Here is a 20,219-nt window from a genome sequence, read left to right on the forward strand (position 1 = left end):
GCGGGTGGGGGCGGTCATCATGCCAGTCGGTCGGCCGCTGCGACGATATCCTCATCCCCCGGCAGCACCAGGAAGGCCGCGCCGGCCAGCGGCGTGTACGTATCCGCACCCACCACGCGCTGGAACGGACGCGCCCGGTAGCCCGCCTCCGCGATCGCTGTGATGACGCCCTCGCCTACGCCGGCCGCGTGCCGGCCCTCGTCGACCACCAGGATGCGCTTCGCCGTTTTCGCCTGTTCGGCGATGAAGGCGGCGTTGAGCGGCACCAGCCAGCGCAGATCGACCACGCGCACCTTCCAGCCGTGCTTCTTACCGATACTGCGCGCGGCGCGCAGGCTCATCGGCACGCCGTTGCCGTAGGTGAAGATGACCAGATCGTCCGCCTCCGCGTCGTAGACGCGCCCTTCGCCCAGCGGCATCGCCTCGTCCTGCGCGGGATACGGGAACAGCCACTGGCCATCGCCGGCCTCGTGCAGATCCTTGGTCATGTACAGCGCGATCGGCTCCAGGAACACGCTGACACGCCCATCGACCTTCGCCAGTGCCGCGAGCGTGCGCAGCATCGCGGCGGCATCGTCGCCGCGCGAGGGGCAACCGACCACCAGCCCAGGGATGTCGCGCAGCGCCGTGATCGAGTTGTCGTTGTGGAAGTGGCCACCGAATCCGCGCTGGTAGCCCAGTCCGGCCATCCGCACCACCATTGGATTGCGGTACTGGTTGTTGCTGAAGAACTGCAGGCTGGCAGCCTCGCCACGGATCTGGTCGCAGGCGTTGTGGAAGTAGGCCAGGTACTGGATCTCCGGGATCGGCAACATGCCCAGGTTCGCGTAACCCTGCGCCAGGCCCAGGATCATGGTCTCGTCGAGCAGCGTGTTGAATACACGGGTGCCCTTGAACGCCTTCTGCAGGCCCTTGGTCACCGTGTAGACACCGCCCTTCTGCGCCACGTCCTCACCGAAAAGCAGGGTCTCCGGGTACTTGCAGAACAGGTCGTGCAGCGCATTGTTGATCTGGATGGCCAGGTGGCGCGGCGGCAGCTTCTCCGGCAGCTTGTCCTCGCTACCGAAGGCGGCTACCCGCTTCTCGTGAGGCGCGACACGCGCCGCCTCTGCTGCCACCGCATCGGGCGTGTAAGGAGCCAGCGGTGCCATCACGTGCTCGAGCGTGCCGATGCGCGGACGACTGTCGGCATCCTCGGCGGCGGCGAAGCAGCGCTTGCGCGTGGCTTCGTACAGTGCCAGCAGCGCATCCTTCGACAGCAGGCCGGATTCCAGCGCGATCGCCGCCGAACGCAGCAACGGGTCGGTCGCCTCCACCGCGCACAGCTCCTCCAGCGGACGCCATTCGATCTCGAAGTCGGTACCGGCGTGCCCCATGATCCGCGTGGTGCGCAGGTGCAGGAAGGTGGGGCGGCGCGTGCGGCGGCAATGCTCGACCGCCGCCTGCACCTGGCCGTAGCCGGTGGCCAAGTCCAGGCCATCGGCGTGGAAGTAGTCGAGATCCTTGCGGTCGCGGAAGTTGCGGCCGATCCAGCCTTCCGGCGTCTTCACCGAAATACCGATGCCGTTGTCCTCGCAGACGAACAGCACCGGTGCCGGCAGCTTCTGGTAGGCGGTCCACGCCGCCGCATTGAATGCGGTCTGCGCAGTGGCGTGATTGCTCGAGGCGTCGCCGAACGAGCAGATCGTGATGCTGTCCTCGGGAATCGGCGATGCATGGCCGATGCGGCGCGCCTGCTCGATGGCCACCGCCGTGCCCAGCGCCTTCGGCAGGTGCGATGCGATGGTGGACGTCTGCGGCAGCACCCACAACGGCTTGCTGCCCCAGACCTTGTGGCGGCCGCCCGACGCGGGATCCTCGGCGCTCGCCGCGAAGCTCAGCGCCGAATCCATCACCGGATCCATGCCCGGCAACTTGCGGAAGCGCTCGGCCATGAAGCCGCCGCTGCGGTAGTGCAGGAAGGCGGGGTCGGTATGCCGGGTCAGCCGCGCCACCATCGCATTGCCTTCGTGACCGGAACTGCCGATGGTGTAGAAGACCTTGTTCTGCACGCGCAGCACGCGTGCCATCAGGTCCAGGTGGCGCGAGATCAACTGGGATTCCAGCAGTTCGATGAAGCCGCCCGCATCCAGCGCGCTGCCGGGCAGGATGGCGTCGCCGGTCGCCGGCGTCGCGCCGACCCGTCCGTTCCACTCCTTCACGAACTCGATGAAGTTCTGGTCGCAGATCTCGGCACGGTTGAGGCCCTTCATGCGGGCCGGAATCGGGTTGGCGGTCATGTGTTTGCTCAGGCTTGGGAAAACGCCAGACGTGCTGCGACGTCGTCGCTCACACCCGGCATGGGAACGAAACCCGGCGTGGCGCGCACGCGCGCCAGCCAGTCGGTGATGCGGGGATAGACGGACAGGTCGAAGCCGCCGTCGTCCGCACAGTGCGTGTAGGCGAACAGCGCGATGTCGGCCACGCCGTACGCAGCGCCGGTGAACCACGCCTCGTGCTGCAGGTGGTTCTCCATCACTGCGAGCGCCTGTCCTCCGCGCTCGATCAGGCGCGGCAGGTCGGCTCTGCGTGGGGAATCGACAGGCGTCCAGCCGCGGATGAAGCGTGCTACCGCGATGTAGGGCTCGTGGCTGTACTGCTCGAAGAACAGCCAGCTCAACGCCTGCGCCCGCTGCCAGGCATCGACGGGCAGCATCGGCGTCCCTTCTGCCAGCCAGTACAGGATCGCGTCGGACTCGACGAGGACGCTGCCATCGGCGCGTTCCAGCATCGGCACCTTGCCGTTGGGGTTCTTCGCCAGGTACGCCGGCGTGCGCGTTGCACCCTGTGCGCTGTCGACCTCGACCCATGCGTAGGGACGACCCAACTGTTCCAGCAGCAGGCGTACCTTGTGGCAGTTGCCGGATGTGGACATCCCATGGACGGTGACGGGCTCAGGCGACATGGCGATCCTCCAGGAAGGCGGCGATCCGGGCGGCCTTGGCCCGGTCCTTGGCGCGACCGAAGAGCAGGAAGATGCGGTGCTGTTCGGTCAAGGTCGGCACGCGAACGGCATGCCCCCCGGCATCGAGGACGGCATCATCCAGCACACGGAGGGCCTGCCAGTGCGCAGCCGCCTTCACCTCCAGACCGCCCATCACTTCGAGCGGCATCGGCAGGTGCGTGAAGCGTGCGAACGTCGACCGGAAAAGAGTCTCGTCCTGCGGTTGGTACGACGCATCCACGTGCGACGACCAGATGCCCTGCAGCCGCAGTGCATCCTCCCGGCTGCACAGCACGTCGATGTCCTGCGGCGCGGTGTCCGGTACGCCAGCGAGCCCCATCGCGGCGCTGCCGATGATCCACCAAGGATCGCAGAAGGTCCGCGCCAGTTCAGGCAAGGCCTGTTGCAGGCCTGCATGCAGCGCGGAGGTCGCGTTCACGGATGCACGGCCCTGCGTGCCTGCCAGGCCGCACGCGTCTGCCCCCAGACCTCGACCGGCTTCTCATGATGAGGCTCAGGCAAGCGGTCCATCCGCAGATACGTCGAGCCGAGTTTGGCGGCGACCGCTTTCGACTTGGCGTTCTCCGGATCGATGGTGTGGATCACCTCATCCCAGCCCAGGTGATCGAAGACCCAATCGATGCAAACCGCGGCGGCTTCCGGCGCGTAGCCCCGCCCCCACGCCTCGCGGGCGATGCTCCAGCCCACCTCCGTGCCCGGCCAGCCCTCCGGCTGCCATGGCCCTACGCGACCGACCCAGCGTCCGCTCACTTTCTCGATCACCGAGAACATCGCGAAACCCTGGAGATGCCAACTGCCCAGCGTCGCCGCCAGGCTGCGCCAGGCGGGTGAGCGCGCCAGGACACCGCCGATGTAGCGCGTCGCCTCTTCGTCGGCGCCGAACGCTGCCCAGGCCTCGTAATCTTCACGCCGCGGCAGGCGCAGCAGCAGGCGCGGGGTTTCAAGCTGGAGATTGGACAGGTCCATCAGTACCGCACCATCCCACCAGAAAAACCGGACATAGCGAGGGGCGATGCTCGACCTCCCCTGCACCCGTACTCCCGCGCCGGGAGTGACCGACTCAGAACGCGTTGATACCGGTCAGCTCGCGGCCGATCACCAGTTGGTGCACGGTCTCCGTGCCTTCGTAGGTGATCACCGATTCCAGGTTCAACGCGTGGCGGATGGCCGCGTGCTCCGTGGTGATGCCCGCGCCGCCAAGCAGGTCGCGGCATTCGCGCGCGATGTCGATCGCCATGCGGCAATTGTTCCACTTCGCCAGCGACACCTGCGACGGCGCCATGGTTCCCGCATCCTTCAGGCGACCCAGCTGCAGCGACAGCAGCTGCGCCAGGGTAATGCGGCGGGCCATCTCGGCCATCTTGATCTGCGCGCTCTGCGTGGCGGCGACCGGGCGATCGAACAGGATGCGTTCCTTCGTGTAGGCCAGCACTTCATCCAGGCAGGCGATCGCGGCGCCGATCGGACCCCAGGTGATGCCGTAGCGGGCCTGCGTCAGGCAGCCCAGCGGCCCCTTCAGACCCTTGACGTTCGGCAGGCGACTGCTGTCGGGCAGGCGTACGTTGTCGAAGAACAACGCGCTGGTGACCGAGGCGCGCAGGCTCATCTTGTGCTTGATTTCCTGGGCGGTGAAACCCGGCGTGCCCTTCTCGATCAGGAAGCCCTGGATACCGTCATCCGTCTGCGCCCAGACGATGGCGATGTCGGCAAGGTTGCCGTTGGTGATCCACATCTTCGACCCGTTGATGACCCAATCATCACCATCACGGCGCGCATGCGTCTTCATGTTGGCCGGGTCGGAGCCACCATGCGGCTCGGTCAGTCCGAAGCAGCCGATGACCTTGCCGGCGGCCATGTCGGGCAGCCAGCGCTGCCGCTGCTCTTCGCTGCCGTAGGCGTAAATGGGGTACATGCACAACGAAGACTGCACGCTGACGAAGCTGCGGATGCCGCTGTCGCCGCGCTCCAGTTCCTGGCAGATCAGACCGTAGCTGACCGCGTTGAGGCCTGCACAACCGTACTTCTCGGGCAGCGAGGAGCCGAGCAGGCCCAGTTCCGCGATCTCGGGCACCAGTTCCTTCGGGAAGCGGCCCTGGTCGAAGGCGTCGCCGATGATCGGGCGCACGCGTTCGTCGGTGAAGCGCGCCACCGCATCCTGCACGGCACGCTCCTCTTCGCTCAGGAGGGATCGGACATCGAACAGGTCATACGGGTTCAGGGCCATTGCGCTTCAACCGGCGGGAGTCATTGTTCCGCATTGTATGCGGTGGCCCTCGGAGCCGGTAAGCGCCACTCCGCAAAGCAAAGGCCGGCGAAACGCCGGCCTTTGGGGGGTGCCACGTTGAAACGCAGGCCCACGCGGGGCCGGTGCCTCAGCCCTTGCCGGGCGCGTCGACGCTGGCGGTCTGCGTCACCACCTGCCCATCGATCACCGGCAGGCGATCACCCGGCTTCTGGTCCAGGCGAATGGTCTTGTCCTGGCCATCGAAACGGTAGGTCACGTCGTAACCGATCACCTTGTCCGTCGTGCCCATCGCAATGCGGCTACCCGGCTTGCTGTCCATCCGCATGGTGCCGGTGGTGCCATCCGGATTGCGGTAGGTCACGTTGTAACCCGTGACCCGGGAGGACTCCGACGTGGCGTTCTCGGTGTGGCACTGACGCTCCGTGCGGTTGACCACCCGGCCACCCACGTGGCGCTTGTCCACCTGGTTGCCGATGGCGCCACCGGCCACCGCACCGGCGACGGTCGCGGCTTTCTTGCCGTTGCCGCCGCCCACCTGGTTGCCCAGCAGGCCGCCGATCACGGCACCCGCCACGGTGCCGCCCACGTTGCCATCGCGCTCGGGCAGTCGCTCCTGCACGACCACGTCCTGGCAGACCTCACGGGGGGTGCTGGTGCTCGTCGTCTCGCGCACAGCCTCGGTGCCGATGACCGTTGCGTAGAGCTTCTCGGAGCTGGTGATCGGATCAGCCTTCACGACCGTGGCGTACTGCAGCGTACCCGTCGGGATCTCGTTGCCGGTGGCCGCCACGTCGTCCGCAACCAGCGTGCCATCGGTCGCCGTGACCAACCCGCCCTGCTCCACAGGGCCCTTGTCGCCCCCCTTGAGGAATGCGGCGGTGGCTACGCCACCCACCAGCAGCGCGCCTACGGCGACCAGAATCGTAGTGGTATTGCTCTTCATCGCTGCCTCCAAGTCGGGCGGTCCCCGATTCATCTTGGTCATCATTGCACCATTGCCAACCTGAACAAAGCACCTGCGAAGGCCCACGAAAACGAACAAAAAATGAACGCTTCAATGACGCGCCGATCATGCTAGCGTGGCGCGCGTTCCACCTCCAATGACAGAGATCCCGCCATGCCCAACCCACTGCTGCTGCCATTGCTTGAGTGGGCACGAAAGCTGCGCTACCCGACCTTGTTCAAGATCACGGCGGCGCTGTTCCTGGTCACCCTGTTCGTGCCCGATCCGTTCCCGCTCGTGGACGAGATCCTGTTCGGCCTCGGTACGCTGCTGCTGGCCAACTGGAAACGGCGCAAGGAACCGCCGTCGGCGATCGAACCCTCCAAGCACTGACGCATGCTGATCGATAGCCACAGCCATTTCGACGCACCGGAGTTCGACGCAGACCGTCATGAGGCGTTGGCGCGGGCGCGTGCGGCCGGGGTGACCCGGCAGGTGGTGCCCGCCGTCACGGCGTCTTCCTGGTCGAAGCTGCGCGAGGTGTGCACGAGCGATACGGGATTGTTCCCGGCCTACGGGTTGCATCCGATGTATCTCGCCGAACACCGTCCCGCGCATCTCGATGATCTGCGCATCTGGATCGAGCGCGAGCGACCGGTGGCCATCGGCGAGTGCGGGCTGGACTTTTTCGTCGACGGTCTGGATGCCGACGAACAGCAGCGCTATTTCGACGGTCAACTGCAGTTGGCGAGAGAGTTCGACCTGCCGCTGATCGTGCATGCGCGGCGCGCGGTGGATGCGGTGATCGCATCGGTCAAGCGTACCGGCCGCCTGCGAGGCGTGGTGCACAGTTTCTCCGGCAGCCCGGAGCAGGCGCGTCAGCTGTGGCAAGCCGGCTTCATGATCGGCCTGGGCGGACCGGTGACCTATGAGCGCGCGAATCGACTGCGCACGCTCGCCCGCACGATGCCACTCGAATTCCTGTTGCTGGAAACCGACGCGCCCGACCAGCCCGACGCGGGCATCCGCGGGCAGCGCAACGAGCCAGCACGGCTAACCGCGGTCCGTGACATGATCGCGGAACTTCGCGCCCAGTCGCCTGACGAGATCGCCGCGGCGACGACGCGCAACGCCGAGCGTCTCTTCAGCCTGCCGTCGGACTGACGGCCGGTTTCGACGGCTTGGCCAGCAATTCCAGCGCCTTGCTCACCATCACGAATGCGAACGCGCCGGTGATGTGGGTGGCCGCACCGAGGCCGACGTCGCAATCCAGTTTCAGCGCAGCGTCCGCGCCCAGTTGCGGGCGCAGGCCACAGACGCTGCCATCGGCCTGCGGATACTTGACGTTCTCCAGCGAGTACACGGCTTGTACGCCGAAGTAGCGATCCTTGTTCTTCGGGAAGTTGAAGTCCGAGCGCAGCTTCTTGCGCACCAGTGCGAGCAGCGCGTCGTGCTCGGTGCGCGAAAGATCCCGCAGGCGGATCTGGGTAGGGTCGGTGCGGCCGCCAGCCGAGCCGGATACGACGATCGGCAGCTTGCGCCGGCGACACCAGGCGATCATCTCCACCTTGACCCTGAAACTGTCGCAGGCGTCGAGTACCAGGTCGAATCCGCGATCAAGCAGTTCGACCATGTTGCTCGAGGTGAGGAACTGCGGCACGACCTCGACCTCGATCAGCGGATTGATCGCGCGGCAACGCGCGGCCATCGCCTCGGCCTTGTTCTGCCCGTAGTGACCCTCCAGCGCGGGCAACTGGCGATTGGTGTTGGACACGCAGATGTCATCGGCATCGATCAGCGTCAGATGGCCGATGCCGGAGCGTGCCAGCGCCTCTACGACCCACGAGCCCACGCCGCCCATGCCCACCACCGCTACACGTGCGGCCGCATGCCGCTCCACCGAGCCCACGCCGTACAGACGATCGATACCGGCGAACCGGTCTCTCAGTTCTTTCTTCATGTCACTAGTGTAAGCCGTGGCGCGAACCGTGACGGGCGTCGTACCATCGCGGCGTCACTCACAAGGAGCCCGCCGCATGGCCAGCCAACCCGAGACCAAGAAACCCTCCGCCGCCTCGCGTTACCTGTTCCTGTTTCTCATCGGCCTGGTGGTGGGCGCCATCTGCACGGTCATGGCGCTACGCGCCATCCAGGCACGCCAGGATCCATTCCCGGACAGCGTGATGAACGTGATGGCAAAGCACTCCGGTCAGTTGGCCGACAAGGTCAAGCAGAACCGCTGCGCCGCCACCGACACCATCCCCCACGTTCGTACGCTGCGGGCGATGGCGAACGATCTTGAGATGGCCTTCCCCGGCATCGCCGACGACCAGCGCTTCAAGACCCACACCAGCCAGTTCCGGGCCGACCTCGACGCCGCCCTGAGCGCGCCGCCGACCGATTGCGCCGCCGCCGCAGCGCTGGCCGAAAAGCTGGGCGGAAGCTGCAAAGCCTGTCATCAGGATTTCCGTGGGTGACGCGCGTTGCGCGACTGAATCGCTGCTGACAATCGGGCCGCGCAAGCGGCCCGATTGTCGTCATGTTCACGCGTCGATGTAGAGCATGCGCCTCCAAGGGACCGCACGGCACGACGGTCCCATACACCCACAGGAGGCACCCATGAACATGCGTCTGCTCGCCATCGGCCTGACCGCCACCGTCGCTCTCGCGGGTTGCGCCAGCACGTCTCCCGGCTATAGCAGCGGTGGCTACAACGGTGGCGGCTACAACAGCGCCCCGGCCAACCGTTACTGCGGCGACTGCGGCATCGTCGAGCGGATCGACGTGGTGCCATCCGGCCGCAGCGCACCGTCGGCTACCGGTGCGGTACTGGGCGGCATCGTCGGCGCCGTCGCAGGCCGCCAGATCTCCGACCGTACCGGCGGCAGTGAGGGCAACAAGAACGTTTCCACCGTGGCCGGTGCAGTGGCGGGCGCAGCGGCCGGCAACGCGATCCAGAACCGCACGACCGGCGACACCTACAACGTCACCGTTCGCATGGACGACGGTCGCCGGGTGACGATCAACCAGCACGACCTGGCGGGCGTACGGGAGAACACTTATGTCCGCATCCAGAATGGACGCGTAGTGATCCGCTGATCCTTGCCTGTTCCGCATCAAAGAAAAAGCCCGGCGTGAGCCGGGCTTTTTTTGCGGAGCACGCGCCGTAGCGCGGTTCGGCGATTTCCGGGATCAGACCGGCTGCACGGCGTCGGCCTGCAGGCCCTTCTGGCCCTGGACGACGGTGAAGCTGACCTTCTGGCCTTCCTTCAGGCTCTTGAAGCCCTGGGTCTGGATGGCGCGGAAATGCACGAACACGTCTTCACCATTCTCGCGGCTGATGAAGCCGAAGCCCTTGGCATCGTTGAACCATTTGACGGTTCCGGTTTCACGATCAGACATCTACTTGCTCCTTGAAACGGGTGGTGGTTACGCCTGCTGGGCGGCTGGTTGCAAGGAGGAAGCGAGGTACAACGATGCAGCGGATCATGGATCTACCCCATCAGGCCACGATTCACGGTGACCTTGGCAACGGCAGCGGCCGCACAGTAACCCGGCATTTGGCAAAATGCAAACGCTTGAACGGAAAAGTCAAGCCCCCGGCAACCCTTTGATTCCCTAGGAGATTTGATTGGACATCCAGATGCTCTACTACGCCCTGGCCGTGCTGCTGATCCTGGTGGGCGTCGCAGGCGTGATCCTGCCTGCCCTGCCCGGCCTGCCGCTGGTCTTCGCCGGCATGCTGCTGGCGGCATGGGCCGGGGATTTCCAGCAGATCGGCTGGATCACGCTGGTGATACTGGGTCTGCTGACGGTGCTCTCTTTCGCCGCGGACTTCTTTTCTACCGCGGTCGGGGCGCAGCGCGTGGGGGCCAGCCGCAAGGCATTGTGGGGCACGGTGATCGGGACGTTCGCAGGCTTGTTCTTCATGCCCATCGGACTGCTGGCCGGCCCCTTCGTCGGTGCACTGGTGGGAGAACTTTGGCACGGCCGCGAACTGGGCCAGGCGGCCAAGGTCGGCCTCGGCACCTGGCTCGGCATCGTGCTGGGCATCGTGCTGAAGCTGGGCCTGACATTCGCGATGCTGGGCCTGTTCGTGTTCGCCTGGATCTTCTGAAAGGCAGCCGGCACGCTGCGCCCCTCTCGACTGGCAGAATGTCGCCTCCCCCTGACCGAGCCCCTGCATGACGCACCGCACCCGACTGCTGCCGCTGGCCATCGGCCTCTGCCTGTCGTTCTCCGGCCAGGCGCAAGAGAACCCGCCGGCCACGACGCCCGCCGAAGCCTGCTTCCTGCTGGAGAACGATGCCGCCCGCCTGGCCTGCTACGACGACGCCCTCGGTCGTACCGCCGCCGACACCCGTCGTGCCGACGAGGATGCGATGGCAGCGAAGGAGGCCGAGGCTCAGGCCCGCGCCAAGGCACGGGCGGAGGCCCGCGCCGCCGCCGAGGCAGCCAAGGCGGCCGACCTGCCCTTGAGCGAACGCACCCGCCGCCGCATGGGCGCCTGGTTCCGCGTCGACGAAGCGGCCGAAGCCGACCTGATCGCCAATGCCGGCCGCGGCTCGCTGCTCGACAGCCGCTGGGAGCTGGCCAAGGACTCGAAACTGGGCGTGTTCCAGCTGCGTGCCTACAAACCGATGTACCTGCTGCCGGCGTTCTGGACCAGTCAGGTCAATGAAACGCCGTCGTCCCCCAACCCGGACAACACCGTCACCGAGCCTCAGGAGCTGCAGGACATCGAGGCAAAGTTCCAGCTCAGCTTCAAGACCAAGTTCGCCGAGAACGTGTTCGGCGACAACGGCGATATCTGGGGCGCCTACACCCAGAGCTCGCGCTGGCAGGTCTACAACGGCGAGGAATCGCGGCCGTTCCGCGAGACCAACTACGAGCCGGAAGTGATGCTGGTGTTCCGCAACAACTACAGCCTCGCCGGCTGGAAGGGACGCATGGCCGGTATCGGCATCAACCACCAGTCCAACGGCCGCAGCGATCCGCTGTCGCGCAGCTGGAACCGCGTCATCGCCACCATCGGCCTCGACCGCGAGAACTGGGCCTTCGTGGTGCGACCCTGGTATCGCGTGCCGGACGGCAACGACGATGACAATCCCGACATCGAGAACTACATCGGCCGCGGCGACGCGATGCTGACCTATGCGCGCAACGGCCATGTCTTTACCGTGCTCGGCCGGCACTCGCTGCGCGGTGGCGACGAATCGCACGGCGCGCTGCAGGTGGACTACGGGTTCCCGATCAACCGCGCGTTCCGCGGCCATGTGCAGGTCTTCCATGGCTACGGCGAAAGCCTGATCGATTACAACCACAAGGCCACTTATATCGGCCTCGGCATTTCCCTGCTGGACTGGTACTGATGGACGATGTGACGATCTACCACAACCCCGCCTGCGGCACCTCGCGCAACACGCTGGGACTGATCCGCAATGCCGGCATAGAGCCGAACATCATCGAGTACCTCAAGACGCCACCGGACCGTACCACCCTGGTGTCGTTGGTCGAAGCGATGGCGGTCCCCGTGCGGGATGTCGTCCGCACCAAGGAAGCCCTCTACGGCGAACTCGGCCTCGCCGATGCCGATGACGAGGCCTTGATCGCTGCGATGCTGATGCATCCGGTGCTGATCAACCGGCCGATCGTGGTCACGGCACGGGGCACGAAACTGTGCCGCCCCTCGGAACAGGTGCTGGACATCCTGCCGCAGCCGCAGCGCGGCGCCTTCAGCAAGGAAGACGGCGAGCCGGTCGTCGACGCGGCCGGAAACCGCATCGGCTGACGTAAGATCGGGCGCAGGAACCCGTATCGCCTGCCAGGGAAAGCGTCATGTCACGTCCGCGCCGTTCGTTCTTCGCCTATTCCTCCGCGCTGCTCGGGTTGCTCAGCCTGATGGCCGTGGCCTGCTTCCATTTCCCGGAACTGCTGACGAGCAAGGAGTTCCGCGCGGCCTACAACGAACAGTTCGCCCGCCACCTGCTGCTCGTTGGCCTGGCCGCAGCCTTCGTGATGGGTACGTGGGCGATCCTGCGCGACCGCAACAAGCGCATCGCGATGATCGGCGTGGGCAGCGCCACGTTTGCCGTGCTGCTGGGCGGCACCAACGTGCAGTTCGATGAGATCGGCAAGACCCCGTACTCGCTGGGACTGGACTGGTTCGTCATTTCGCTGTTCTTCTCGGCGCTGGTGTTCGTGCCGATGGAGCACTACCTGGGCAAGCGCCGGATTTCGCCGCTGCGCCCTGGTTGGCGTACCGACGTCACCTACTTTTTCATGAGCCATATGCTGGTGCAGTTCATCCTGATCCTGGTGACTGCATCCACTTCGACGATCGCCGGACTGGCCGCGTTCCCGGCATTGAAGAATGCGATCCAGTCGCTGCCGGTGTGGGCACAGTTCCTGATCGCGGTCTTCGTGGCTGACCTGGCGCAGGCGCTGCTGCACCGCGCGTACCACAACATCCCATGGCTCTGGCGCTTCCACGCCGTGCACCACTCCAGCCGCGAGATGGACTGGCTGGCCGGGTCGCGCATCCATATCGTCGAGATCGTGCTCACGCGCAGCGCCGTGCTGCTGCCGCTGCTGGTGCTGGGTTTCTCTACACCGGCGGTGAATGCGTACGTGATCCTGGTCGGCCTGCAGGCCGTACTGGCGCACGCCAACCTCGGCATCCGCTTCGGCTGGCTGGAGTACCTGCTGGTGCTGCCGCGCTACCACCACTGGCATCACGCACGGCACAAGGACTACCTGGACGTGAATTACGCCATCCATCTGCCTTTGGTGGACATGCTGATGGGTACGTTCAAGCTGCCACCCAAACAGGAAGAATGGCCGGAGGAGTATGGCGTGATGAAGCTGGAGACGGTGCCGCGCGGCATCCTGCGCCAGCACCTGATGCCGTTCCAGGGCGGGAAGAAGTTCGACGAGTACGTGGAATGAGCGAGGGCGCTGTGGCCCGTTGTAGGAGCGACGTGAGTCGCGACCGCACGCCATAGCAACTGGCAGCGCCATCTCGTGCGCTGCCTGCCTGTCACTGCCCATTCGCGAACGCGGGCCGATGCCCGCTCAGCGTCCGCGGTCGCGACTCACGTCGCTCCTACGGAAAGCAGCGTCCGATCACGTCCAGTCGGTCAGCCCTTCCCGGGCATAGACTTCCTTGAAGCTCGGTAGCGACTTCATGCGCTGCGCGTAGGTCTGCAGCACCGGCCAGGTGTCGGTCGGTTTTGGCATGTTGCGCGACCAGCGCATCAACATGGTCAGCAGGAAATCGGCGGCACTGCGCTGCGTACCCAGCAGGTACGGACCGTGCCCGTCCAGGTGGTCCGCGACCTGTCCCCAGGCCTTTTCCAGCTTCGCCCGCGCATGGTCCTGCGTCGCCTGGATGTTCGCCTCGCCGGCAATCTCGTCCGAGTAGAACCATGCACGGTAGGCGGGCATCAGCGTGTTGGCGCAGAACAGCATCCAGCGGTAGTACTGCGCCCGTTGCGTGCTGGCCACCGCCGGCGCCAGTTCGGCGCGCGGATGCGTGTCGGCCAGGTGCATCAGGATGGCCGCAGTCTCGGTAATCACCTGTCCGTCCATCACCAGCGTGGGTACCACGCCGGCGGGGTTGAGCTTCAAGTAGTCGTCCGACTTCTGGTCGCACTTGTCGAAGTCCAGCTCGTGCAGTTCGTGCGGAATGCCGAGTTCGATCAGCAGCCAGTGCACGACCAGGCTGGCGGTGCTGCGGGAGTAGTAGAGCGTGGTGTTCGGCATGGCGGACTCCGGAACGATCACAGATGAGGAGCAGGACGACGTTCGTGCAGGTGCAGCAGCGGGAAAGGGTTTCCACTGGCGTCCATGGGTGAGCGTCCGCCCACCTCGAAACCATTGGCCTGGTAGAACGCCAGTGCGGAGGGATTCTGCTCGTTGACGTCCACCGTCAACGCCCCCTTGCGGTGGCGCGCATGCGCCAGCAGGGCCTGGCCGCAGCCGCGCCGGAAGAACGCCGGATCGACGAACAGCGCCTCGACGTGTGCATCGGTCAGCGCGACGAACGCGGCGATGTCCTCCGGCAATTCCGCGAGCCACACCTCCAGTTGAGGCAACGCCACATCGCGCACGACCGGCAACAACGACTGGATGTCCGCTTCGGTCAGGAAGCTGTGCGTCGCGCGTACGGACGCCAGCCAGACCGCCAACAGACGTGGATGGTCGAAGGCGGTGGCGGGCCTGATCGTGATCACGGCGCCGTGTCGACGTTGCGGATCAGGCGACCACCACCGGAATCTTCCCGATCCGCGCCTGCCATTCCTTCGGTCCGGTCTGGTGCACCGACGTGCCCTGCGAATCGACGGCGACGGTCACCGGCATGTCCTGCACGGTGAACTCGTAGATCGCCTCCATGCCCAGGTCGGCGAAACCGACGACCTTCGCCGCCTTGATCGCCTTGGACACCAGGTAGGCTGCGCCGCCGACCGCCATCAGGTAGGCCGACTGGTGCTTGCGGATCGCGTCGATGGCGGCAGGACCACGCTCGGCCTTGCCGACCATGCCCAGCAGGCCGGTCTGCGCCAGCACCTGCTCGGTGAACTTGTCCATGCGGGTGGCGGTAGTCGGACCCGCCGGGCCAACGACCTCATCGCGCACCGGATCGACCGGACCGACGTAGTAGATGAAGCGGCCCTTCAGGTCGACCGGCAGCGGCTCGCCCTTGTTGAGCATGTCGACCATGCGCTTGTGCGCGGCGTCGCGGCCGGTCAGCAGCTTGCCGTTGAGCAGCAGCACCTCGCCTGGCTTCCAACTGGCGACGTCTGCCTGGGTCAGCGTATCGAGATCGACACGGCGGCCCTTCGAGGCGTCGTAGGTCAGTTCCGGCCAGTCTTCCAGCGACGGCGGATCCAGCATCACCGGGCCGCTGCCGTCGAGGGTGAAGTGCGCGTGGCGGGTGGCGGCGCAGTTCGGGATCATCGCCACCGGCAGGTTGGCGGCATGGGTCGGGTAGTCCTTGACCTTGATGTCGAGCACCGTGGTCAGGCCACCCAGGCCCTGCGCGCCGATGCCGAGCGCGTTGACCTTCTCGTACAGCTCCAGCCGCAGTTCCTCGGCACGATTGGAGGCACCGCGCGCCTGCAGGTCAGTGATGTCGATCGGCTCCATCAGCGATTCCTTTGCCAGCAGCATCGCCTTCTCGGCGGTGCCGCCGATGCCGATGCCGAGCATGCCCGGCGGGCACCAGCCGGCGCCCATCGTCGGCACCGTCTTCAGCACCCAGTCGACGATCGAATCGGACGGGTTGAGCATCGCGAACTTCGACTTCGCCTCCGAACCGCCGCCCTTGGCGGCGACGATCACGTCGACGGTGTTGCCCGGGACGACCTTGACGTTGACCACGCCCGGCGTGTTGTCCTTCGTATTGGTGCGCTTGCCGGCCGGGTCGGCCAGCACGCTGGCGCGCAGCTTGTTGTCCGGATGGTTGTAGGCGCGGCGCACGCCTTCGTGGACCATGTCTTCGACACCCATCGTGGCGTCGTCCCAGCGCACGTCCATGCCGATCTCGAGGAAGACGGTGACGATGCCGGTGTCCTGGCAGATCGGGCGGTGGCCTTCGGCGCACATGCGCGAATTGATCAGGATCTGGGCGATGGCGTCCTTCGCCGCCGGCGATTCCTCACGCTCGTACGCGGAGGCGAGGCTCTTGATGTAGTCGACCGGGTGATAGTAGCTGATGTACTGCAGGCCGTCGGCGATGGACTGGATGAGGTCTTCTTGCTTGATCGAGGTCATGGGACGTAAAGCCGGGGGCTGCCGGTGGGGTAGCGGGCGGAAGCCCCCATTTTAGGCCAAAGTGACTCCCCGCCCGGCTGTCACGCCACGCCGCCCAGCCCCGTCTTTGGTCGCATGAACGCCGAAACCACCTTCGAAACCCACCGTGCCCGCCTGTTCGGGCTCTCCTACCGCCTGCTCGGCAGCCGTAGCGATGCCGAGGACGTGGTCCAGGACACCTGGCTGCGCTGGCAGCAGACCGATCGCAGCGGCATCCGCGACGCGGAAGCCTGGCTGGTCACCGCCGCCACCCGCGTGGGCATCGACCGTCTTCGCGCCGCACGTCTCCAGCGCGAGCGCTATACCGGCCCGTGGCTGCCGGAACCGGCCGAAATAGACGAATCTCCATCACCGGAACACACGGCCGAGGTGGCCGAACAGGTCTCGCTGGCCTTTCTGGCGCTGCTGGAGCGGCTGGGGCCGGAAGAGCGTGCCGCGTTCCTGCTGAAGGAAGCCTTCGACTACGACTACGCGCAGATCGCGCCCCTGCTGGGCCAGAGCGAGGCGAACTGCCGGCAGATGGTCCATCGCGCCCGCGAGCGTGTGCAGGCGGGACGCCCCCGCTTCGACGTGCCGCCGGAGAACCATCGCCGCCTGCTGGAGCGTTTCATGCAGGCGGCGCGGCGCGGCGACCAGCCCGCGATCGCCGCCCTGCTGCGCGAAGACGCGCAACTCGTCTCCGACGGCGGTGGCAAGGGGCAGGCCGTCATCCGCCCGTTGTTGGGCGCGGTGCGCATCGCGCGGCTGTTCTGGGCCGCCTATCGCCGGCAGGACCCGGCCATCGCCTGGCGCATGGGCACGGTCAACGGCGAGCCCGCGATCCTGCGCTACCGCGACGGCGCACTGGTCGCGGTGATGGTCGCGGTGAGCGATGGCGACCGCATCAGCGAGCTCTATACGGTGGCGAATCCGGACAAACTGGGCGCCAGTGTCACGGCCGGCAGCGGTGGTGCGTCCTGGTAGTGAAGGTGGCCAGCGTGGCCGCCATTTAGGCACTGCCATGAGCATGAAGTTCCATCGCGTCGATTATCCCAAGCACGTCCCCGAGGCCTTCCGCAGCCTGTACGCCCTCAGCACCGCGCTCCACAACGGGGCACTGGGCAAGGAGTTCCTCGAACTGGTCTTCCTGCGCGTGTCGCAGATCAACGGCTGTGCCTACTGCGTGGACATGCACAGCAGTGCCCTGGTCAAAGCCGGAGTGGAGTCACGCAAGCTGCACACGCTGGCCGGCTGGCGCGACAGCCGTTTCTTCGACGCCCGCGAGGGCGCCGCACTGGCGTGGGCGGAGCAGTTGACCACCCTGCCGTCGGGCGCGCCCACCGACGCCGCCTACGAGGCACTGAAGGAACACTTCGACGAACACGGCATCGCCGAACTGACCATGGCCGTGGCGACGATCAACGCCTGGAACCGCTTGGGCGTGGGCATGCAGCCGATCCTGCCCTGACCGCCCAACGCTCGCGGGCCCGCCATGCCGGCGGCACAATGCCGGCATGGATACCCTCGTCCTCATCCTCGACCTGGTCGGTACGTTCGTCTTCGCCCTCAGCGGCGCCACACTGGGCGTGCGTCGCCGCCTCGACATCTTCGGCGTGCTGGTGCTGTCGTTCATCGCGGCCACCGCCGGCGGCATCACCCGCGACCTGCTGATCGGCGCCACGCCGCCGGCGGCGCTCAGCGACTGGCGCTACCCGGTGACCTCGCTGGCGGCCGGCATCGTGACGTTCTTCTGGGCGCCGCTGATCGAGAAGCTCCACCACCCCGTGCGCCTGTTCGATGCGATGGGCTTGGCGCTGTTCGCCGTCGCGGGCACGCAGAAAGCGCTGGAGTACGGCATCTCGCCACCGATGGCTGCCGCCATGGGCATGCTGACCGGCATCGGGGGCGGCATCGCCCGTGACGTCCTGCTGGCGCAGGTGCCGCTGGTGCTGCGTGCCGAGCTTTACGCGGTGGCTGCACTGGCGGGCGCGCTGGTCGTCGCCGCGGGTCAATGGTTGGCCCTGCCCGCCCTGCCCTGCGCCCTGGTCGGCGCCGGCCTCTGCTTCGGGCTGCGCATGATGGCCGTGACCTATGGCTGGCATCTGCCGATCGCCCTGCAGTCCGGCGGCGACGGCGAACCGCCCGGGCCGCTCAAGTGACCCGCCGATGCGCCCAAGCGTGCCGGGCCGCCGACGAGTCGTGAGGGCACCCGGCGACGGGGGCGGTAGCATGGCGCTACCTGCGTTCTGATCGACACCATGGCCATCGCCACCTCCCATCCGCTGGCTCTGCCGCGCCAGCACGTCTTCTGGCTGTTGCACCTGACCGGCTGGGGCGCCTACGTCGCCCAGGGCTGCCTGTATGCGGTCGCCCACGGCAAGCCGTCCGGCTACTGGGTGGTGCCGGCCACCGCCGCGACCATGGGCGCACTGGTTACGCTGGGCCTGCGCTACGTGCTGAAAAGCTGCTGGAGCCTGCCGCCGCGCCGGTTGCTGGCGCTGATGGTCCCGCTGATCCTGGCCAGTTCGGCCGTCATCGATTTCGTCACCCGAGAAGTGCTGGTCGACTTCTGCGAGACCTGCAAGCCGACCACGCAGCTCGAATTCATCGCCTACTCGCTGGGCTACATCTACGTGCTGCTGGCCTGGGTGGGCGCCTACATGGGCATCAAGTACTACCAGCAGCTACAGGACGAAACCGCGCGCGCGCTCGCCGCCCGCAGCATGGCGCACCAGGCGCAGCTGAAGATGCTGCGCTACCAGTTGAACCCGCACTTCCTGTTCAACACGCTCAACGCGATCTCCACGCTGATCCTGGACCGCGACAACGCCACCGCCAACCGCATGGTGCAGGGCCTGTCGTCGTTCCTGCGCCACTCGCTGGACAACGATCCGATGCAGCGCGTGACGCTGCGGCAAGAACTGGACGCGCTGACGCTGTACCTGGACATAGAGAAGATCCGCTTCGCCGAACGCCTGCGCATCGAGACCGCCATCGACGAGGACTGCTGGCGCGCGTTGCTGCCCAGCCTGCTACTGCAGCCGCTGGTGGAGAACGCCATCAAGTACGCGGTCGCCAAGCAGGTCGCCGGCGGCCTGCTGCGGATCGAGGCGGAGCGCGATAGCGACCAGCTGGTGCTGCGCGTGATCGACGATGGCCCGGGCTGCAGTGCCCTGGCCGGCGACCAGCTGCCGCCCGGCAAGGGCGTGGGCCTGCGCAATACGCGCGAACGGCTGCATGTGCTGTACGGCGAGGCCAGCGGCTTCTTCGTGCGCAATCTCGAACGCGGCATCGAGGTGACGCTGCGCCTGCCGTTCGAAACCTCGCAGACGCTGGGAGACTGACGCATGGAGGCCAGTGCCCACGCACCGCTGCGCGCCATCATTGTCGACGATGAACCGCTGGCCCGTCGCGGCCTGGAGATCCGCCTGGCCGCCCATCCGGACGTGGAGATCGTCGGCTACTACGGCGACGGCGCCTCGGCCATCGACGGGCTGCGCGAGCACCGGCCGGACCTGATGTTCCTCGACGTGCAGATGCCGGGCATGGACGGCTTCCAAACCCTGCGCACGATCCCCGCCAGCGAGATGCCGCTGGTCGTCTTCGTGACCGCCTACGATCACTACGCCATTCGCGCCTTCGAGGCTTCCGCAACCGACTATCTGTTGAAGCCGGTGGAAGAGTCGCGGCTGGCGCAAGCCCTGGTGCGGGTCCGCCAGGCGCGCGCGCAGCGCGAGGCCAGTGGCCACTGCGCCCACCTGCTCGGCCTGCTGGGCGAGCTCAGCGGCCGGCCGCCGCTGGACCTGGACGAGGCGCTCAAGCCCGACGCCCTGGACCTGTTGCGACGCGAGGAAAAGCTGGCCGTGCGCGACGGCGGCCGCACCGTGCGCGTGGACCTGCACAGCATCCGCTGGATCGACGCGGCCGGCGACTACATGTGCATCCACACCGATGGTGACGCGCCCAACGGCAACACCCTGATCCTGCGCGCGACCATGCGTGAGCTGGAAAAGCAGCTCGACCCGCAACGTTTTCCGCGCATCCATCGCTCCACCATCGTCAATGCGCGCCGCGTCGTCGAGATGCGGCCGCACACCAACGGCGAAAGTTTCCTGCTGCTCGACTGTGGCCAGGAACTGAAGCTGTCGCGCAGCCATCGCGACAAGCTGGCGATGCTGCTGTAGCGGTATCCGGTTCCTGTAGGAGCGACGTCAGTCGCGACCGCACGCCCGGAT

At 66.4% G+C, this 20,219-nt stretch carries 24 protein-coding genes; 13 read left to right on the plus strand and 11 right to left on the minus strand.

The genetic code is table 11. The features are described 5' to 3' along the window. Positions 1 to 17: 17 nt before the first annotated feature. The 6 genes from ACSQ1W_RS10480 to ACSQ1W_RS10505 all read right to left on the minus strand — a co-directional run bounded on the left by ACSQ1W_RS10480 (position 18) and on the right by ACSQ1W_RS10505 (position 6,192). Positions 18 to 2,279, minus strand: coding sequence for a thiamine pyrophosphate-dependent enzyme (locus tag ACSQ1W_RS10480; protein WP_436043324.1), 2,262 nt, complete (start codon positions 2,277 to 2,279; stop codon positions 18 to 20). Between the two features lie 8 nt (positions 2,280 to 2,287). Further along, positions 2,288 to 2,944: a glutathione S-transferase family protein gene (locus ACSQ1W_RS10485; protein ID WP_436043326.1), complete on the minus strand. Its 657-nt coding sequence runs from the start codon at positions 2,942 to 2,944 to the stop codon at positions 2,288 to 2,290. Continuing rightward, entirely contained in the window at positions 2,934 to 3,422 is a 489-nt protein-coding gene (locus tag ACSQ1W_RS10490) for a hypothetical protein (RefSeq protein WP_436043328.1), read from the minus strand. Before ACSQ1W_RS10490 ends, ACSQ1W_RS10485 begins: the two co-directional genes overlap by 11 nt. Continuing rightward, entirely contained in the window at positions 3,419 to 3,970 is a 552-nt protein-coding gene (locus tag ACSQ1W_RS10495; protein WP_436043330.1) for a GNAT family N-acetyltransferase, read from the minus strand. The genes ACSQ1W_RS10490 and ACSQ1W_RS10495 overlap by 4 nt, the downstream gene beginning before the upstream one ends. 94 nt (positions 3,971 to 4,064) lie before the next feature. Next, complete coding sequence (locus ACSQ1W_RS10500) at positions 4,065 to 5,228, minus strand: acyl-CoA dehydrogenase family protein (RefSeq protein WP_436043332.1); 1,164 nt, start codon at positions 5,226 to 5,228, stop codon at positions 4,065 to 4,067. Positions 5,229 to 5,376: 148 nt separating this feature from the next. Next, on the minus strand, positions 5,377 to 6,192 hold the full coding sequence (locus ACSQ1W_RS10505) for a glycine zipper 2TM domain-containing protein (RefSeq protein WP_436043334.1): 816 nt from the start codon (positions 6,190 to 6,192) through the stop codon (positions 5,377 to 5,379). A gap of 174 nt (positions 6,193 to 6,366) precedes the next feature. On the opposite strand from ACSQ1W_RS10505, the gene ACSQ1W_RS10510 reads away from it, so the two are divergent. Together ACSQ1W_RS10510 and ACSQ1W_RS10515 are read left to right on the plus strand one after the other, a co-directional pair. Beyond that, positions 6,367 to 6,585 carry a DUF6116 family protein gene (locus ACSQ1W_RS10510; RefSeq protein ID WP_436043336.1) on the plus strand — a complete coding sequence of 73 codons (219 nt, stop codon included), beginning with the start codon at positions 6,367 to 6,369 and terminating at the stop codon, positions 6,583 to 6,585. Positions 6,586 to 6,588: 3 nt separating this feature from the next. Beyond that, positions 6,589 to 7,356, plus strand: a complete 768-nt coding sequence (locus tag ACSQ1W_RS10515) for a TatD family hydrolase (protein ID WP_436043338.1) — start codon at positions 6,589 to 6,591, stop codon at positions 7,354 to 7,356. On the opposite strand, the gene ACSQ1W_RS10520 is transcribed toward ACSQ1W_RS10515, so the two are convergent. Beyond that, complete coding sequence (locus tag ACSQ1W_RS10520) at positions 7,337 to 8,152, minus strand: tRNA threonylcarbamoyladenosine dehydratase (RefSeq protein WP_436043340.1); 816 nt, start codon at positions 8,150 to 8,152, stop codon at positions 7,337 to 7,339. The two genes, ACSQ1W_RS10515 and ACSQ1W_RS10520, sit on opposite strands and share 20 nt — an antisense overlap. A gap of 76 nt (positions 8,153 to 8,228) precedes the next feature. Between ACSQ1W_RS10520 and ACSQ1W_RS10525 the strand changes: the two genes are divergently transcribed. Further along, entirely contained in the window at positions 8,229 to 8,669 is a 441-nt protein-coding gene (locus tag ACSQ1W_RS10525; RefSeq protein WP_436043342.1) for a hypothetical protein, read from the plus strand. A gap of 142 nt (positions 8,670 to 8,811) precedes the next feature. Further along, positions 8,812 to 9,291, plus strand: a complete 480-nt coding sequence (locus ACSQ1W_RS10530) for a glycine zipper 2TM domain-containing protein (protein ID WP_436043344.1) — start codon at positions 8,812 to 8,814, stop codon at positions 9,289 to 9,291. Between the two features lie 93 nt (positions 9,292 to 9,384). Here the strand turns inward: ACSQ1W_RS10530 and ACSQ1W_RS10535 are convergent, their stop codons facing one another. After that, complete coding sequence (locus tag ACSQ1W_RS10535; RefSeq protein ID WP_055944114.1) at positions 9,385 to 9,594, minus strand: cold-shock protein; 210 nt, start codon at positions 9,592 to 9,594, stop codon at positions 9,385 to 9,387. A gap of 229 nt (positions 9,595 to 9,823) precedes the next feature. Here ACSQ1W_RS10535 and ACSQ1W_RS10540 point away from each other — a divergent pair, with 229 nt between their 5' ends. From ACSQ1W_RS10540 to ACSQ1W_RS10555, 4 genes are all read left to right on the plus strand, one after another. Continuing rightward, entirely contained in the window at positions 9,824 to 10,309 is a 486-nt protein-coding gene (locus tag ACSQ1W_RS10540; RefSeq protein WP_436043346.1) for a DUF456 domain-containing protein, read from the plus strand. Between the two features lie 67 nt (positions 10,310 to 10,376). Next, positions 10,377 to 11,564 carry a phospholipase A gene (locus ACSQ1W_RS10545; RefSeq protein WP_436043348.1) on the plus strand — a complete coding sequence of 396 codons (1,188 nt, stop codon included), beginning with the start codon at positions 10,377 to 10,379 and terminating at the stop codon, positions 11,562 to 11,564. Continuing rightward, the gene (gene arsC, locus ACSQ1W_RS10550) at positions 11,564 to 11,983 is read left to right on the plus strand and encodes an arsenate reductase (glutaredoxin) (protein ID WP_436043350.1); all 420 of its coding nucleotides are present in this window, start codon (positions 11,564 to 11,566) and stop codon (positions 11,981 to 11,983) included. Before ACSQ1W_RS10545 ends, arsC begins: the two co-directional genes overlap by 1 nt. A gap of 47 nt (positions 11,984 to 12,030) precedes the next feature. Further along, positions 12,031 to 13,140, plus strand: a complete 1,110-nt coding sequence (locus ACSQ1W_RS10555; RefSeq protein WP_436043352.1) for a sterol desaturase family protein — start codon at positions 12,031 to 12,033, stop codon at positions 13,138 to 13,140. Between the two features lie 177 nt (positions 13,141 to 13,317). Here ACSQ1W_RS10555 and ACSQ1W_RS10560 read toward each other — a convergent pair whose 3' ends face one another. From ACSQ1W_RS10560 to ACSQ1W_RS10570, 3 genes are read right to left on the minus strand one after another with little or no spacing between them, the layout of a single operon-like run. Beyond that, positions 13,318 to 13,956 (minus strand): glutathione S-transferase family protein, encoded by a 639-nt coding sequence (locus ACSQ1W_RS10560; RefSeq protein ID WP_436043354.1) that lies wholly within the window; start codon positions 13,954 to 13,956, stop codon positions 13,318 to 13,320. 17 nt (positions 13,957 to 13,973) lie between these two features. Next, the gene (locus ACSQ1W_RS10565) at positions 13,974 to 14,426 is read right to left on the minus strand and encodes a GNAT family N-acetyltransferase (RefSeq protein ID WP_436043356.1); all 453 of its coding nucleotides are present in this window, start codon (positions 14,424 to 14,426) and stop codon (positions 13,974 to 13,976) included. Positions 14,427 to 14,448: 22 nt separating this feature from the next. After that, positions 14,449 to 15,966, minus strand: coding sequence for a fumarate hydratase (locus tag ACSQ1W_RS10570; RefSeq protein WP_436043358.1), 1,518 nt, complete (start codon positions 15,964 to 15,966; stop codon positions 14,449 to 14,451). Positions 15,967 to 16,080: 114 nt separating this feature from the next. On the opposite strand from ACSQ1W_RS10570, the gene ACSQ1W_RS10575 reads away from it, so the two are divergent. The 5 genes from ACSQ1W_RS10575 to ACSQ1W_RS10595 all read left to right on the plus strand — a co-directional run bounded on the left by ACSQ1W_RS10575 (position 16,081) and on the right by ACSQ1W_RS10595 (position 20,168). Further along, positions 16,081 to 16,968, plus strand: coding sequence for an RNA polymerase sigma-70 factor (locus ACSQ1W_RS10575; RefSeq protein ID WP_436043360.1), 888 nt, complete (start codon positions 16,081 to 16,083; stop codon positions 16,966 to 16,968). 43 nt (positions 16,969 to 17,011) lie between these two features. Continuing rightward, on the plus strand, positions 17,012 to 17,452 hold the full coding sequence (locus tag ACSQ1W_RS10580; RefSeq protein ID WP_436046167.1) for a carboxymuconolactone decarboxylase family protein: 441 nt from the start codon (positions 17,012 to 17,014) through the stop codon (positions 17,450 to 17,452). A 46-nt stretch (positions 17,453 to 17,498) separates the two neighbouring features. Beyond that, positions 17,499 to 18,143, plus strand: coding sequence for a trimeric intracellular cation channel family protein (locus ACSQ1W_RS10585; protein WP_436043362.1), 645 nt, complete (start codon positions 17,499 to 17,501; stop codon positions 18,141 to 18,143). A 99-nt stretch (positions 18,144 to 18,242) separates the two neighbouring features. Then, positions 18,243 to 19,328 carry a sensor histidine kinase gene (locus ACSQ1W_RS10590; protein ID WP_436043363.1) on the plus strand — a complete coding sequence of 362 codons (1,086 nt, stop codon included), beginning with the start codon at positions 18,243 to 18,245 and terminating at the stop codon, positions 19,326 to 19,328. A 3-nt stretch (positions 19,329 to 19,331) separates the two neighbouring features. After that, positions 19,332 to 20,168, plus strand: a complete 837-nt coding sequence (locus ACSQ1W_RS10595; RefSeq protein ID WP_436043365.1) for a LytR/AlgR family response regulator transcription factor — start codon at positions 19,332 to 19,334, stop codon at positions 20,166 to 20,168. The last annotated feature ends 51 nt before the right edge of the window (positions 20,169 to 20,219 follow it).

Source organism: Pseudoxanthomonas sp. LjRoot143 (genome assembly GCF_964252945.1).
GTDB lineage: Bacteria > Pseudomonadota > Gammaproteobacteria > Xanthomonadales > Xanthomonadaceae > Pseudoxanthomonas_A.

What these genes read in the sequence shown, in the direction of transcription:
- ACSQ1W_RS10480 (WP_436043324.1), bottom strand. Translation starts at nt 2,279, where the DNA reads ATGACCGCCAACCCGATTCCGGCCCGCATGAAGGGCCTCAACCGTGCC.
- ACSQ1W_RS10485 (WP_436043326.1), bottom strand. Translation starts at nt 2,944, where the DNA reads ATGTCGCCTGAGCCCGTCACCGTCCATGGGATGTCCACATCCGGCAAC.
- ACSQ1W_RS10495 (WP_436043330.1), bottom strand. Translation starts at nt 3,970, where the DNA reads ATGGACCTGTCCAATCTCCAGCTTGAAACCCCGCGCCTGCTGCTGCGC.
- ACSQ1W_RS10500 (WP_436043332.1), bottom strand. Translation starts at nt 5,228, where the DNA reads ATGGCCCTGAACCCGTATGACCTGTTCGATGTCCGATCCCTCCTGAGC.
- ACSQ1W_RS10505 (WP_436043334.1), bottom strand. Translation starts at nt 6,192, where the DNA reads ATGAAGAGCAATACCACTACGATTCTGGTCGCCGTAGGCGCGCTGCTG.
- ACSQ1W_RS10510 (WP_436043336.1), top strand. Translation starts at nt 6,367, where the DNA reads ATGCCCAACCCACTGCTGCTGCCATTGCTTGAGTGGGCACGAAAGCTG.
- ACSQ1W_RS10515 (WP_436043338.1), top strand. Translation starts at nt 6,589, where the DNA reads ATGCTGATCGATAGCCACAGCCATTTCGACGCACCGGAGTTCGACGCA.
- ACSQ1W_RS10520 (WP_436043340.1), bottom strand. Translation starts at nt 8,152, where the DNA reads ATGAAGAAAGAACTGAGAGACCGGTTCGCCGGTATCGATCGTCTGTAC.
- ACSQ1W_RS10525 (WP_436043342.1), top strand. Translation starts at nt 8,229, where the DNA reads ATGGCCAGCCAACCCGAGACCAAGAAACCCTCCGCCGCCTCGCGTTAC.
- ACSQ1W_RS10530 (WP_436043344.1), top strand. Translation starts at nt 8,812, where the DNA reads ATGAACATGCGTCTGCTCGCCATCGGCCTGACCGCCACCGTCGCTCTC.
- ACSQ1W_RS10535 (WP_055944114.1), bottom strand. Translation starts at nt 9,594, where the DNA reads ATGTCTGATCGTGAAACCGGAACCGTCAAATGGTTCAACGATGCCAAG.
- ACSQ1W_RS10545 (WP_436043348.1), top strand. Translation starts at nt 10,377, where the DNA reads ATGACGCACCGCACCCGACTGCTGCCGCTGGCCATCGGCCTCTGCCTG.
- arsC (WP_436043350.1), top strand. Translation starts at nt 11,564, where the DNA reads ATGGACGATGTGACGATCTACCACAACCCCGCCTGCGGCACCTCGCGC.
- ACSQ1W_RS10555 (WP_436043352.1), top strand. Translation starts at nt 12,031, where the DNA reads ATGTCACGTCCGCGCCGTTCGTTCTTCGCCTATTCCTCCGCGCTGCTC.
- ACSQ1W_RS10560 (WP_436043354.1), bottom strand. Translation starts at nt 13,956, where the DNA reads ATGCCGAACACCACGCTCTACTACTCCCGCAGCACCGCCAGCCTGGTC.
- ACSQ1W_RS10570 (WP_436043358.1), bottom strand. Translation starts at nt 15,966, where the DNA reads ATGACCTCGATCAAGCAAGAAGACCTCATCCAGTCCATCGCCGACGGC.
- ACSQ1W_RS10575 (WP_436043360.1), top strand. Translation starts at nt 16,081, where the DNA reads ATGAACGCCGAAACCACCTTCGAAACCCACCGTGCCCGCCTGTTCGGG.
- ACSQ1W_RS10580 (WP_436046167.1), top strand. Translation starts at nt 17,012, where the DNA reads ATGAAGTTCCATCGCGTCGATTATCCCAAGCACGTCCCCGAGGCCTTC.
- ACSQ1W_RS10585 (WP_436043362.1), top strand. Translation starts at nt 17,499, where the DNA reads ATGGATACCCTCGTCCTCATCCTCGACCTGGTCGGTACGTTCGTCTTC.
- ACSQ1W_RS10590 (WP_436043363.1), top strand. Translation starts at nt 18,243, where the DNA reads ATGGCCATCGCCACCTCCCATCCGCTGGCTCTGCCGCGCCAGCACGTC.
- ACSQ1W_RS10595 (WP_436043365.1), top strand. Translation starts at nt 19,332, where the DNA reads ATGGAGGCCAGTGCCCACGCACCGCTGCGCGCCATCATTGTCGACGAT.